Below are 13,050 nucleotides of genomic sequence, written 5' to 3'. Positions count from 1 at the left end.
ACCACATGATAAACAAATTCAAACAAAAAGTCAAAGAAAGTCAAACTTAGTTGCAAAAAAAAGAGCCACATCATGGCACTTTGGTTAAGAACACTATAGAACTTACAAATAAAGCTGTTAAAATTAGTGGCGCGCCCGCCAAGAATCGAACTTGGATCTCAGGCTTCGGAGGCCTACGTCATATCCATTGGACCACGGGCGCAACAGAAATTATTATAATACAAGAAGGTTACAATTGCAATGTATTAATATCAAAGCGTTAGAATCTTTATTTCCCATGGGTATCGGATGGAAATGGTACAAGCCCGCCCTCGCTGCAGAACAAGCAATATAGATGCGGTAAAGCCCTTACATCCCGTGATATATGTATAAGTTGAAAAGAGGTTGTGAATTCTACTCTCGGAAGACTTGCGCTCCCTGCGAAATTTGGTTAGAATAGGGGTGGGACTTAAAAAGTTAACCCGGGACGTTTTAAGACCATGAACAAGGGAATAGAGAAAGACGAAGTTGCAGGAGTGAAAGCATGCGTAATTTATTGGAAATCCAAAAGCAGCTTCTGCCTGATCTCATGGAAACCCTTAAGAGACGGTACACGATTCTTCATCAGATCATGTTGTCCGATATTATTGGGCGCAGAACGCTGGCCGCTTCCCTTGATATGACGGAGCGGGTGCTGCGTGCCGAGACGGATCTTCTGAAATCGCAAGGGCTCATTGAGATCGAGAGCGTAGGCATGCGCATTAGCGATGCCGGTCGCAGACTGCTTGACCTGCTGGAGCCGATCGCCAAGAGCCTGTTCGGCCTGGATGATCTGGAAGAGAAAATCCGCACAACCTATGGTCTTAGTAAAGTTATCATAGTACCGGGTGACTGCGAGTCGTCACCGTTCACCAAACGAGAGCTTGGACGCGCTGGCGCCAAGGCGTTACTCGGTGTACTGCGTTCAGACGATACCATTGCCGTTACAGGCGGCTCAACGCTAGCCGAGATGGCCGATCAGTTGTCCCCCCCGCTATCCCATTCCTATAAGAACGCCTGGTTTGTACCGGCGCGCGGAGGGCTGGGAGAGAGTATGGAGATTCAAGCGAATACCATCGCATCCACGATGGCCAAACGGGTAGGCGCAAACTACCGGCTGCTACATGTACCGGATTTGCTCAGCGAGGATGCTTATCAGTCCCTCGGACTGGACTCCAATATTGGAGAGATCGTCGGCATCATCCGCCGCTCACGTATCATCGTGCACGGTATCGGTGACGCCCTGGAGATGACCCGCCGCCGTAATCTGGATGAAGCCACAGTGGACGAGATCCAAGGAGAAGGGGCGGTAGCCGAATCTTTTGGTTATTACTTCAATGAAGAGGGCAAGGTGGTTCACACCATGCTCACAATGGGACTGCGTCTGGAGGATATCATGCGGACGGAAGTCGTCGTCGGAATTGCCGGCGGCAAACGCAAGGCCAAAGCCATTCATGCGATGCTTCGTTTTGGGCAGGAGGATATTCTGATTACCGATGAGGCCGCTGCGGTGGAGATTGGCAGAGAAATCGACAGTGAATTACAGCTTCCTTTATAGTTTTACAGAAAATGGGGAGCAACGTTAATTATTTTGCATTATACTTAATATTGTTGTCATGACAAGCTTTACGGCCTGTCTTGAATAAATAAAACGAAATCTAGGAGGAACTATTCAATGAGTGTAAAAGTAGGTATTAACGGTTTTGGACGTATTGGCCGCCTTGCTTTCCGCCGTATTCAAAATGTAGAAGGTATCGAAGTGGTAGCAATCAATGACTTGACTGACGCTAAGATGCTTGCTCATTTGCTTAAATATGATACAACTCAAGGCACTTTCAAAGGCGATGTTGAAGTGCATGATGGATTCTTCAAAGTAAACGGTAAAGAAGTTAAGGTTCTTGCGAACCGCAACCCAGAAGAATTGCCTTGGGGCGACCTTGGCGTTGACATCGTACTGGAGTGCACAGGCTTCTTCACAACTAAAGAAGCAGCTGAGAAGCACTTGAAAGGCGGAGCTAAGAAAGTAGTTATCTCTGCTCCAGCTACTGGCGATATGAAAACTATCGTTTACAACGTTAACCATGACATCCTTGATGGTACTGAAACTGTTATCTCCGGTGCTTCTTGCACAACGAACTGCCTAGCTCCAATGGCTAAAGTTCTGAACGACAAGTTCGGTATCGTTGAAGGCTTGATGACTACAATTCACGCTTACACTGGCGACCAAAACACTTTGGATGCTCCTCACTCCAAAGGTGACTTCAGACGCGCACGTGCAGCTGCTGAGAACATCATCCCTAACACTACCGGTGCTGCTAAAGCGATCGGTCTGGTTATTCCAGAGCTGAAAGGCAAACTCGACGGCGCTGCTCAACGCGTTCCAGTAGCTACAGGTTCCCTGACTGAGCTGGTAACTGTACTTGAGAAGAGCGTAACTGTTGAAGAACTGAACGCAGCTATGAAAGAAGCTTCTGATCCAGAAACTTATGGCTACACTGAAGATGAAATCGTATCTTCCGACGTTAAGGGTATCACTTTCGGTTCCCTGTTCGATGCTACACAAACTAAAGTATTGACTGTTGGCGACAAACAACTGGTTAAAACCGTTGCTTGGTATGACAATGAAATGTCCTACACTGCTCAATTGGTTCGTACTTTGGAGCACTTCGCAAAAATCGCTAAGTAATATCACTTTTATATAAGCATTATCTATAGAGCGGAAACAGAAGTTCCTTGTTTCCGCTCTTTCTAAATGCATTCCTTGTAATTCCTGTTCGGATAAACTATGGGTGTGGAGGAAACTGTCATGAACAAAAAGAGTGTACGTGATGTAGAAGTAAAGGGTAAACGCGTATTCGTACGCGTCGATTTCAATGTTCCTGTAGAAGATGGTAAAATTACAGATGATACTCGTATCCGTGAAACGCTTCCTACGATTAAATACCTGATCGAGAACGGTGCAAAGGTCATTCTGGCCAGCCACATGGGCCGTCCTAAAGGTGAATTCGTAGATTCCTTGCGTTTGACAGCTGCTGCTGAGCGTCTGTCCGAGCTGCTTGGCAAACCAGTGGCAAAAGCAGATGAAGCAGTTGGCGAAGCCGTTAAAGCTAAAATCGCTGAACTGGGCGAAGGCGACGTTCTCGTACTTGAGAATGTACGTTTCTACCCAGGTGAAGAGAAGAACGATCCTGAACTGGCTAAGCAGTTTGCAGAACTGGCTGACCTGTTCGTGAATGACGCATTTGGCGCGGCTCACCGTGCACATGCATCTACAGAAGGCATCGCTCACTTCCTTCCAGCGGTATCTGGTCTGCTCATGGAGAAAGAATTGTCCGTACTTGGCAAAGCACTGTCCAATCCGGAACGTCCTTTCACTGCCATTATCGGCGGTTCCAAAGTAAAAGACAAAATCGACGTGATCGACAACCTGCTGACACTGGCTGACAATGTCCTGATCGGTGGCGGCTTGTCCTACACCTTCACCAAAGCATTGGGATTCGAGATCGGTATTTCCTTGGTGGACAACGAGAAATTGGATGTTGCCCTTGGATTCATCGAGAAAGCAAAAGCGCTTGGCAAGAACTTCTTGCTTCCAGTTGACGTTGTAGTAGCCGACAAATTCGGTGCCGATGCTAACACGAAGATTGTTCCTTTCAATGAAATTCCAGAAGGCTGGGAAGGTCTTGATATCGGACCAAAAACCCGCGAAATCTATGCAGATGTAATCAAAAACTCCAAGCTGGTTGTATGGAACGGTCCTATGGGCGTATTCGAAATCGACAAGTTTGCTGAAGGTACACTTGCAGTAGCTAATGCTTGCGCAACTACAGAAGGTTACACTGTAATCGGTGGTGGTGATTCCGCAGCGGCAGCAGAGAAGTTCCATCTGGCTGACAAAATGGATCACATCTCCACTGGCGGCGGCGCATCCCTGGAATTCATGGAAGGCAAGGCTCTTCCTGGCGTAGAAGCACTTAACGATAAGTAAGACGTAGAAGGAGGCAACCAAGCCATGAGAACACCTATTATCGCCGGCAACTGGAAAATGTTCAAAACTGTTCCGGAGGCGGAAAGCTTTATCGCCGACATCAAAGGCAAAGCGGAAGTAGAAGGCGTAGAGACTGTAATCTGCGCTCCATTCACTAACCTGCCTGCTTTGGTAGCAGCAGTAAAAGGTACTAACATCAAGATTGGTGCACAAAACCTGCACTTCGAAGATAACGGAGCTTACACAGGCGAGATCAGCGGCGTAATGCTTAGCGATCTTGGTGTGGATTATGTTATCATCGGCCACTCCGAGCGTCGTGCTTATTTTGGCGAGACAGACGAAATCGTGAACAAGAAGCTGCACGCAGCATTCCGTCACGGCATTACTCCAATCGTTTGTGTAGGCGAAAAGCTCGAAGAGCGTGAAGCTGACCAAACTAAAGACGTTTGTAAAGTTCAAACTGAAGCTGCATTCCAAGGCCTTAGCGCTGAGCAAGCAGCTAAAGTGGTTATCGCTTATGAGCCGATCTGGGCCATTGGTACAGGTAAATCCTCTACTTCCGAGGACGCTAATGAAGTTATTGCCTACATCCGCAGCCTTGTAAAAGGTCTGTATGATGAAGCAACAGCTGAAGCGGTTCGCATTCAATACGGCGGCAGTGTGAAGCCTGAGAATGTAACGGAGTACATGGGTCAAAGCGACATCGACGGCGCTCTCGTCGGCGGTGCCAGTCTGCAGCCTGATTCCTTCGTGTCCCTGGTTGAGGGGGCGAAGTAATAATGTCAGCACCAAGACCTGTAGCTCTTATTATCATGGACGGTTTCGGTCTGCGCGGTACGGATGAAGGCAACGCTGTTGCCCAAGCCAACAAGCCCAACTATGACCGTTATCTTAAGCAATATCCGAACACCACACTAACCGCTTGCGGTGAAGCTGTGGGTCTGCCGGAAGGACAAATGGGGAATTCTGAAGTGGGTCACCTTAACATTGGTGCCGGCCGGATCGTATACCAGGATCTTACCCGTATTGACAAATCGATTCGTGACGGAGAATTCTTCGATAACGAGACGCTTGTTGCGGCTGTAAGAAATGCTAAAACAACCGGTAAAAAGCTTCATCTGTACGCGCTTGTATCCGACGGAGGGGTACATAGCCATATTCAACACTTGTTCGCGATGCTTGATCTGGCGAAGAAGGAAGATATGCACGATGTGTACATCCATGCCTTCATGGATGGCCGCGACGTAGCGCCTGATAGTGGTCAGAAGTTCATTAAGGACCTGCTGGCTAAGATCGAAGAAGTTGGTGTAGGCCATATCGCTACCGTATCTGGACGTTACTTCGCGATGGACCGCGACAAACGTTGGGAACGGGTAGAGAAAGCTTACCGTGCAATGGTTTATGGCGAAGGCCCGAAATACACAGATGCACTGCAAGCAATCACTTCATCTTATCAGAATTCTGTATATGATGAATTTGTTGAGCCAAGTGTAATTGTGGACAGCGAAGGCAAGCCTCTGACAACGGTAGAGAGCGGCGATTCCGTCGTATTCCTTAACTTCCGTCCAGACCGTGCCATTCAACTGTCGCAAGTCTTCACCAATGCGGATTTCCGCGGTTTCGACCGGGGTCCGTTGTTCCCGCAAGGACTGCATTTCGTATGCCTGACGACATTCAGCGAAACGGTGCAAGGATACGTAGCCTACGCGCCGAAGAACCTGGACAACACGTTAGGTGAAGTGCTAGTGCAGAATAACAAGAAGCAATTGCGCATTGCAGAGACTGAAAAGTATCCGCACGTGACTTTCTTCTTCAGCGGCGGCCGCGATGAAGAGCTTCCTGGGGAGACCCGTATTCTGATTAATTCGCCGAAGGTAGCAACCTATGACTTGAAGCCGGAGATGAGCGCATACGAAGTGGCTGCAGCCTGCGTAGCGGAAATCGAAGCCGATAGACAAGATGCTATTATCTTGAACTTCGCCAATCCTGACATGGTTGGACACTCTGGCATGCTGGAGCCGACCATCAAGGCTGTCGAAGTAACAGATGAGTGCGTAGGTAAGGTAGTAGACGCGGTTGTTGCCAAGGGCGGCGTAGCGATTATTATCGCCGACCACGGTAATGCGGATATGGTGTTTGACGAGGACGGTCGTCCGTTCACGGCGCACACTACCAATCCTGTACCGTTCATCCTCACCGATGAAAATGTTGTACTGCGCGATTCCGGCATTCTGGCGGATGTAGCACCAACTATTCTGGATCTGATGGGCCTTCCGCAACCTGCGGAAATGACCGGACAATCCATGATTGCCAGCCGCAAGTAAGCTTCACCCGGCGCTGGAACGTTTAATAAAGCAAGATTAAGACTATACCAACGATAAAAGGAGATTAACTAACATGACTATTATTTCTGACGTATATGCTCGTGAGGTCCTTGACTCCCGCGGTAACCCAACTGTAGAGGTTGACGTTTACCTGGAATCCGGTGCTAAAGGCCGCGCTATCGTTCCTTCCGGCGCTTCCACTGGTGCACACGAAGCTGTAGAACTTCGTGATGGTGACAAATCCCGTTACCTCGGTAAAGGCGTTCTGAAAGCTGTTGAGAACGTAAATGAGCTGATCGCTCCAGAAGTTATCGGTATGGACGCTCTTGACCAACTGGGTATCGACAAATTGATGATCGCCCTTGATGGTACTCCAAACAAAGGTAAACTCGGCGCTAACGCTATCTTGGCTGTATCCATGGCTGTAGCTCGCGCAGCTGCTGACGCTTTGGATGTACCTTTGTATGTATACCTTGGCGGATTCAACGCTAAAGCTCTTCCAGTACCAATGATGAACATCATCAACGGTGGTGAGCATGCTGACAACAACATCGACGTTCAAGAGTTCATGGTTCTTCCTGTAGGCGCTCCAAGCTTCAAAGAAGCTCTTCGCGTTGGTGCGGAAATCTTCCACAACCTGAAATCCGTACTGAGCTCCAAAGGCTTGAACACAGCTGTAGGTGACGAAGGTGGTTTCGCACCGAACCTTGGTTCCAACGAAGAAGCAATCACTACAATCATCGAAGCTATCGAAAAAGCAGGTTACAAACCAGGTGTTGACGTATTCCTGGGTATGGACGTTGCTTCCACTGAGTTCTACAAAGACGGTAAATACACACTTGCTGGCGAAGGTAAATCTTACACTTCCGCTGAGTATGTTGACCTTCTTGCTTCTTGGGTTGATAAATACCCAATCATCACCATCGAAGACGGTATGTCCGAAGACGACTGGGATGGCTGGAAATTGCTTACTGAGAAATTGGGCGACAAAGTTCAATTGGTTGGTGACGACTTGTTCGTTACTAACACTGAGCGTCTTGCAACAGGTATCGAAAAAGGTATCGGTAATTCCATCTTGGTTAAAGTTAACCAAATTGGTACACTGACTGAAACTTTCGACGCGATCGAAATGGCTAAACGCGCTGGTTACACAGCGGTTATCTCCCACCGTTCCGGTGAATCCGAAGATAGCACCATCGCTGACATCGCAGTTGCGACTAACGCTGGTCAAATCAAGACAGGTGCTCCTTCCCGTACAGACCGTGTTGCTAAATACAACCAATTGCTTCGCATCGAAGACGAACTGGGTGAATTGGCTCAATACAACGGCCTGAAATCCTTCTACAACCTCAAAAGATAATTTACTTCTCTCGAAGAAGTGAACAGAAGACCTGCCGTTTTCGGCAGGTCTTTTTTTGATTGTAGACAAATCGCTGGATTTCAAAGGAACTTATGGTCTTACTGGTTGTATTACCCCAGTTGTTATGATAAAATGAGAATGCTGTTTAAGATTCGTGAACCCTAAATGCCTATAGATATGATGCTTAGACGTAGGAGGTGGAAGTGAATGGATATCTTTTTGAAAGTATTGCTCCTTGTTTTTTCGATCGGTCTGATTACGGTCGTTCTTCTGCAAAAGGGGAAAAGCGCAGGTCTTTCCGGTGCCATCTCCGGCGGTGCTGAGCATCTTTTCGGTAAAACAAAGGCACGTGGTATGGAACTCGTACTGCAACGTGTAACAGTTGGTTTGGCAGCCGGATTCTTTATCATGGCGATCCTTGTTGCAGTTTTTGTTGACTAGATTCTTTATAATGTACATGCAAAGCCTTGGCTCTCTTCTGGATGGAACAGAGCGAAGGCTTTTTTTGTTATATATCTTAATTTTTTGTCCCGACTTAACGTCCAGATTACAGTTCTAGGGATGCCGACGATTGATTTCGTGTATACTAGGGTATGAAGTAGGTAAAGGTAAATTTTACTTGCGGCATATTTATCCTATAGGGACAAGCCATACATATATGCCAGCGGCTACGGAGCCGCGGAGGGCCGAGGTGAAGGAACAAATGATAACACAGGAAGTACTACTTGATTTTATGCGCGAAACAGCTTACAAACCTATGACTTACGACGAACTGGTGAGCCATTTCGCTCTGGAAGATAGCAACGAGTTCAAAGCGTTCGAGGATCTGCTGATTGCCTTGGAACAGGACGGGCGTATGGTGTTGACCCGCCATGGCCGCTACGGCGTGCCGGAACGGATGGACCTGCTGCGCGGAAGACTGCAAGCACATGCTAAGGGCTTTGCTTTTCTTATCCCCGATGATCGGGAACATCCTGACGTATACATCCATGCGAACGACCTAAAGGGTGCCATGAATGGCGATATCGTACTGGTGCGCGTGAGCTCCAAGAGCCCATCCGGTGGACGGATGGAAGGCGAGGTTGTACGGATTGTTAGAAGAGGTGTGCTGCAGACTGTAGGCGTATTCCAAAGCTTGGAGACTTATGGTTTTGTGCTGCCTGATGATAAACGGATTAACCGGGATATTTTTATTCCTAGGGAGTCCTTTAATGGTGCGGTGGACGGCGAGAAGGTCGTTGTACGCATCGTGAATTATCCGGAGGGCCGGTCAGCGGCTGAAGGGGAGATTATCGAGATTCTTGGGCACAAGGATGATCCGGGTATCGATATTCTGTCTGTTATCCGCAAGCATCAGCTGCCGGAGGCTTTCCCAGAGGAAGTTATGGCGGAGGCGAATGCTGCCCCAGATGCCATTACCGAAGAGGAGATCGTTCAACAGGGACGACGCGATCTACGCGGTCTGAACATTGTTACCATTGACGGTGAAGATGCGAAGGACCTCGATGATGCAGTCAACGTAGAGCGGCTCCCGAACGGAAACTATAAGCTCGGCGTTCACATTGCGGACGTCGGCTATTATGTGCGTGAGAGCTCAGAACTCGATAAAGAAGCTTATGATCGCGGGTGTAGCGTGTATTTGGTGGATCGGGTAATCCCGATGCTGCCACACCGGCTGTCAAACGGGATTTGCAGCTTGAATCCGCAGGTAGACCGTCTGACGATGTCGTGTGAGATGGAGTTCAACGAGCATATGAAGGTTGTGAAGCATGATGTCTTCACGAGCGTTATTCGTACCAAAGAGCGGATGACTTATAAAAATGTCCGCAGAATTCTGGAGGATGAAGATCCTGAGCTGCTGGAACGTTACAGTCCGCTGATTGAAGACTTCCGTCTGATGAAAGAGCTGGCCATGAAGCTTCGCGATGCGCGGATGCGGCGCGGGGCGGTTGACTTTGACTTTGAAGAGAGCAAGATTATTGTTGATGAGAACGGCAAGGCTGTAGATATTGTAAAACGGGAACGTTCTGTTGCTGAGCAGATTATCGAAGAATTCATGCTCGCAGCCAATGAGACAGTGGCTGAGCATTTCCACTGGCTGAAGGTTCCTTTCCTATATCGGATTCACGAAGACCCAGACCCGGAGAAGCTGCAGAACTTTATGGCTTTTGCGGCCAACTTCGGCCATCATGTCAAGGGCCGGGGCAACTCTGTTCACCCGCGTGCGCTGCAGAACCTTTTGGAGGAGATTCAGGGTACGAAGGAACAGACGGTTATCAGCACGATGATGCTTCGCTCTATGAAGCAGGCTAAATATGATGCGGAAAGCACAGGCCACTTTGGCCTTGCCGCAGAATACTATTCCCACTTCACGTCGCCAATTCGCCGTTATCCCGATCTGGTTATTCACCGGGTGATGCGCGAGGTGATTGAAGGCGGCGGTGTGCTGACTCCAAAGAGACAAGAATATCTTGCTACCCGGATGCCGGACATTGCCCAGCAGTCCTCTGAGCGCGAACGCGTAGCAGTAGAAGCAGAACGGGATACCGAGCAGCTTAAGAAAGCAGAGTACATGCTGGATAAGGTGGGCGAGGAATTCGACGCCATGATCAGCAGTGTGACCAGCTTCGGGATGTTCATTGAGCTGGAAAACACCGTCGAAGGACTAATTCGTCTCAGCGCGCTGACCGATGATTATTACCACTTCGACGAAGCCCATATGGCGCTTATCGGTGAGCGCACTTCGAAGGTGTTCCGCATCGGCGACGAGGTGAAGATCAGGGTCGCCCGTGTGAACATGGACGACCACACGATCGACTTCGAGCTCGTCGATATGAAGCCGCGTGCGGCAGGCGAGCGCCGCAGCGGTGGTTTTGGCGGCGGACGTGGAGGCAAGGGTGGCCGCCCGGGCGGGTTCAACAAGCCGGGCAGCGGTAAGGCCGGCGCTGGTAAGGGCCGCGGCGGCAAAGGCAAGCCCGGCTCAGGTGCCGATGCTGGCAAGGCAGGCAGAGGCAAGGGCGCGGGTGTTACGGCCGATGCTGGCAAGGCCGGTAAAGGGAAGACAGGCGCGGCAGGTGCACGTGCCTGGGAAATGCCGCGCGGTGCCGAAGGCAGCGCGGCTGGCAGTGGCCGCGGCAAGCGTAAACGCGGCGGCCGTGGGGCCGGCGAGGATGCGAGCCGGGCAGCAGCAGTGCTCGCTCCCGGCGTAAGCACGGGTGCAGAGCGCAGCGACGGCGCCGAGCGTACCGCTGGCGGCGCGAAGGAGCAGGGCCGAAGTGGAGGCATCAACTTCGGCTTCGGGTCTGGCAAAGGCGGCTACAGCGCGCCAGGCAGCGGCCATGACCGCAACGGCCGCAGCGACTTCCGCGGCGTAGACGGCAGCACGAAGTTCCGCAGCCGGGAAGACCGCGGCGGCACCAGCTCTGCTGGGGCGGGCACCGAAGGCAAAGGGCGTCGCAAGAAAAAAGCCAAGGGCGGCGTGTTCATCGGACAAGCCGTGACCCCGGGCAACGTGGAGACCGCAGAGCAGGTATCCTCTAAGCGCAGTGGTAAAGACGGCGAAGGTAAGAGCCGTAAGAAGAAAAAGAAGTAGCACGCAGCGCAATAAGCTGCTGAAGGAGTCTTGATTAAGACGCTGTTCTCTGTTTGCAGGGAACAGCGTTCTTTTTACAGCAGCAAATAAGCATTTGCTTAGCCCGTAAGAGTCCTTGGCACAGAGATAAACCTCAATTCCATACTCCTAAGGGACGAAGACACACAAAATTCCAAGACACGAGGAGAAGGTTAAGTATAAATTGAAGACTGACCTGCCAACTTCCTTGCGCTCCGTGGATTCCATTTGTTACAATATAGATCTGACGTTCGGATGATTTTATGAAATATGATTCAAGGAGTGATTCTCATGGGTAAAAAGGCAGACGGGAAAGTGCTCGCCCAGAATAAAAAAGCATCCCATGATTATTTTATCGAGGACACTTTTGAGGCTGGAATGGTGCTGACGGGAACGGAGATCAAATCGCTTCGTAACGGCCGCGCTAATATTGGGGATGCTTTTGCCACGATTCGTAATGGCGAGATTCACATTCACAATATGCATATCAGTCCTTTTGAGCAGGGCAACCGTTCCAATCCTGATGATCCTACCCGTACACGTAAGCTGCTGATGCATAAAGCGCAGATTCACAAGCTGCTTGGTCTGTCGAAGCAGGATGGTTACTCCATCGTGCCGCTGAAGATCTACGTGCGCAATGGCTATGCGAAGCTGTTGATTGGCTTGGGTAAAGGTAAGAAGCAATATGACAAGCGTGATTCTGCTGCTAAAAGAGATGCACAACGCGATATTCAACGTGCACTGCGCGAGAAGCAAAAGATCGCCAGATAGTCTAGTTGGTGCGTTGTTTGTAGCAGTTCCAGTTTCAACCTTCAATTCCTTTAACCCACGTGTTAAAGTGTTGATAAATGTGATATACTGTGTAAGTAAAGTAATTGCTTCTAAGCAGTCTTCTGATGAAGAAGCTGTGGATTGGATCTCTCTTGCTGGATGATCCGCTTAATCCGAAGCGCCCTTTTTAATGAGGGGCCGTTCTTGGATTCGACGGGGGTAGTTCGAGCATGAGCAGCGAGTAGTGGGGACGCGTCCGCTTCATCAACGCTAAAGCCTATTAAACGGCAAACAACAAAACAACTACGCTTTCGCAGCTTAATAACCTGTGTGCGTGCTTCTACCCTGCATCGCCCATGTGACAGGGATAGGGGCTAACAAGTAGTGGGATACGCCGCTTGGTCTCCGCCTGGGGTCGACGGAAGAAGATAATCAGGCTGACCCAACGTATAGCCGGTTACAGGGCGATACTCGGGTGACATCAAAACTGTGACTACACTCGTAGAAACTTATGTGCCGTTATCTTCGGACAGGGGTTCGACTCCCCTCGGCTCCACCAATACCATCAGTGAGACCACCTCAAGAGGTGGTCTTTCTGCATTTCTTGGGCTTATGACAGGGTACGTTGTGGTTAAAAAGCTTGATGTGACTGGGTTTGTAGGGTGTGCTGTTGATGTAACCAGTGACAGTCACTGATGGTAGTCAGGGTGGTACCGCAATGAATATGTGCAAAAATACGTGGCTTTTGGAAATTAAGTAGCGTGTCAGGATAGATAAATTTAAGACAGACGATGTTACATTAAGCTATTGGGAGTACTTATGGTTAATGTACTTGGTTTTCCCGAGGAACCTACTCAAATTGCCTTTTTAACTAGGTTTTTAATTAGGACGTGTCTGAAAACTAAAGAATAATGTGGTAAGATTTGAGAAAAACGAATGGAGCATCAAGCATGATTCAAAGACGGTACGAAATAAGTGA

At 49.4% G+C, this 13,050-nt stretch carries 9 protein-coding genes, 1 tRNA gene and 1 other RNA gene; 10 read left to right on the top strand and 1 reads right to left on the bottom strand.

The annotated features are described in order from the left end of the window. Positions 1 to 127: 127 nt before the first annotated feature. Positions 128 to 202, bottom strand: a tRNA-Arg gene (locus ACFRAM_RS27910). A gap of 321 nt (positions 203 to 523) precedes the next feature. Here ACFRAM_RS27910 and ACFRAM_RS27905 point away from each other — a divergent pair. From ACFRAM_RS27905 to ssrA, 10 genes are all read left to right on the top strand, one after another. Continuing rightward, entirely contained in the window at positions 524 to 1,576 is a 1,053-nt protein-coding gene (locus ACFRAM_RS27905) for a sugar-binding transcriptional regulator (protein ID WP_379470233.1), read from the top strand. A gap of 117 nt (positions 1,577 to 1,693) precedes the next feature. Then, positions 1,694 to 2,704, top strand: coding sequence for a type I glyceraldehyde-3-phosphate dehydrogenase (gap, locus tag ACFRAM_RS27900; RefSeq protein WP_379470231.1), 1,011 nt, complete (start codon positions 1,694 to 1,696; stop codon positions 2,702 to 2,704). A 120-nt stretch (positions 2,705 to 2,824) separates the two neighbouring features. Beyond that, on the top strand, positions 2,825 to 4,006 hold the full coding sequence (locus ACFRAM_RS27895) for a phosphoglycerate kinase (protein WP_175369969.1): 1,182 nt from the start codon (positions 2,825 to 2,827) through the stop codon (positions 4,004 to 4,006). 24 nt (positions 4,007 to 4,030) lie between these two features. Beyond that, on the top strand, positions 4,031 to 4,783 hold the full coding sequence (gene tpiA / locus ACFRAM_RS27890) for a triose-phosphate isomerase (protein WP_175369970.1): 753 nt from the start codon (positions 4,031 to 4,033) through the stop codon (positions 4,781 to 4,783). Between the two features lie 2 nt (positions 4,784 to 4,785). After that, entirely contained in the window at positions 4,786 to 6,330 is a 1,545-nt protein-coding gene (gene gpmI / locus ACFRAM_RS27885; RefSeq protein ID WP_175369971.1) for a 2,3-bisphosphoglycerate-independent phosphoglycerate mutase, read from the top strand. 73 nt (positions 6,331 to 6,403) lie between these two features. Continuing rightward, complete coding sequence (eno, locus tag ACFRAM_RS27880) at positions 6,404 to 7,690, top strand: phosphopyruvate hydratase (protein WP_379470227.1); 1,287 nt, start codon at positions 6,404 to 6,406, stop codon at positions 7,688 to 7,690. Positions 7,691 to 7,897: 207 nt separating this feature from the next. Further along, positions 7,898 to 8,131 (top strand): preprotein translocase subunit SecG, encoded by a 234-nt coding sequence (gene secG / locus ACFRAM_RS27875; protein WP_175369973.1) that lies wholly within the window; start codon positions 7,898 to 7,900, stop codon positions 8,129 to 8,131. Between the two features lie 262 nt (positions 8,132 to 8,393). Continuing rightward, on the top strand, positions 8,394 to 11,282 hold the full coding sequence (gene rnr / locus ACFRAM_RS27870; RefSeq protein WP_379470225.1) for a ribonuclease R: 2,889 nt from the start codon (positions 8,394 to 8,396) through the stop codon (positions 11,280 to 11,282). A gap of 309 nt (positions 11,283 to 11,591) precedes the next feature. Continuing rightward, positions 11,592 to 12,071, top strand: a complete 480-nt coding sequence (smpB, locus tag ACFRAM_RS27865) for an SsrA-binding protein SmpB (RefSeq protein ID WP_175369975.1) — start codon at positions 11,592 to 11,594, stop codon at positions 12,069 to 12,071. Positions 12,072 to 12,265: 194 nt separating this feature from the next. Next, positions 12,266 to 12,630, top strand: a transfer-messenger RNA (tmRNA) gene (gene ssrA, locus ACFRAM_RS27860). The last annotated feature ends 420 nt before the right edge of the window (positions 12,631 to 13,050 follow it).

Source organism: Paenibacillus sp. NPDC056722, from assembly GCF_042790635.1.
Lineage (GTDB): Bacteria > Bacillota > Bacilli > Paenibacillales > Paenibacillaceae > Paenibacillus_AQ > Paenibacillus_AQ agri.
The sequence above is the reverse complement of the archived record's forward strand: the minus strand, read 5'-3'. Positions and strand labels throughout refer to the sequence as shown.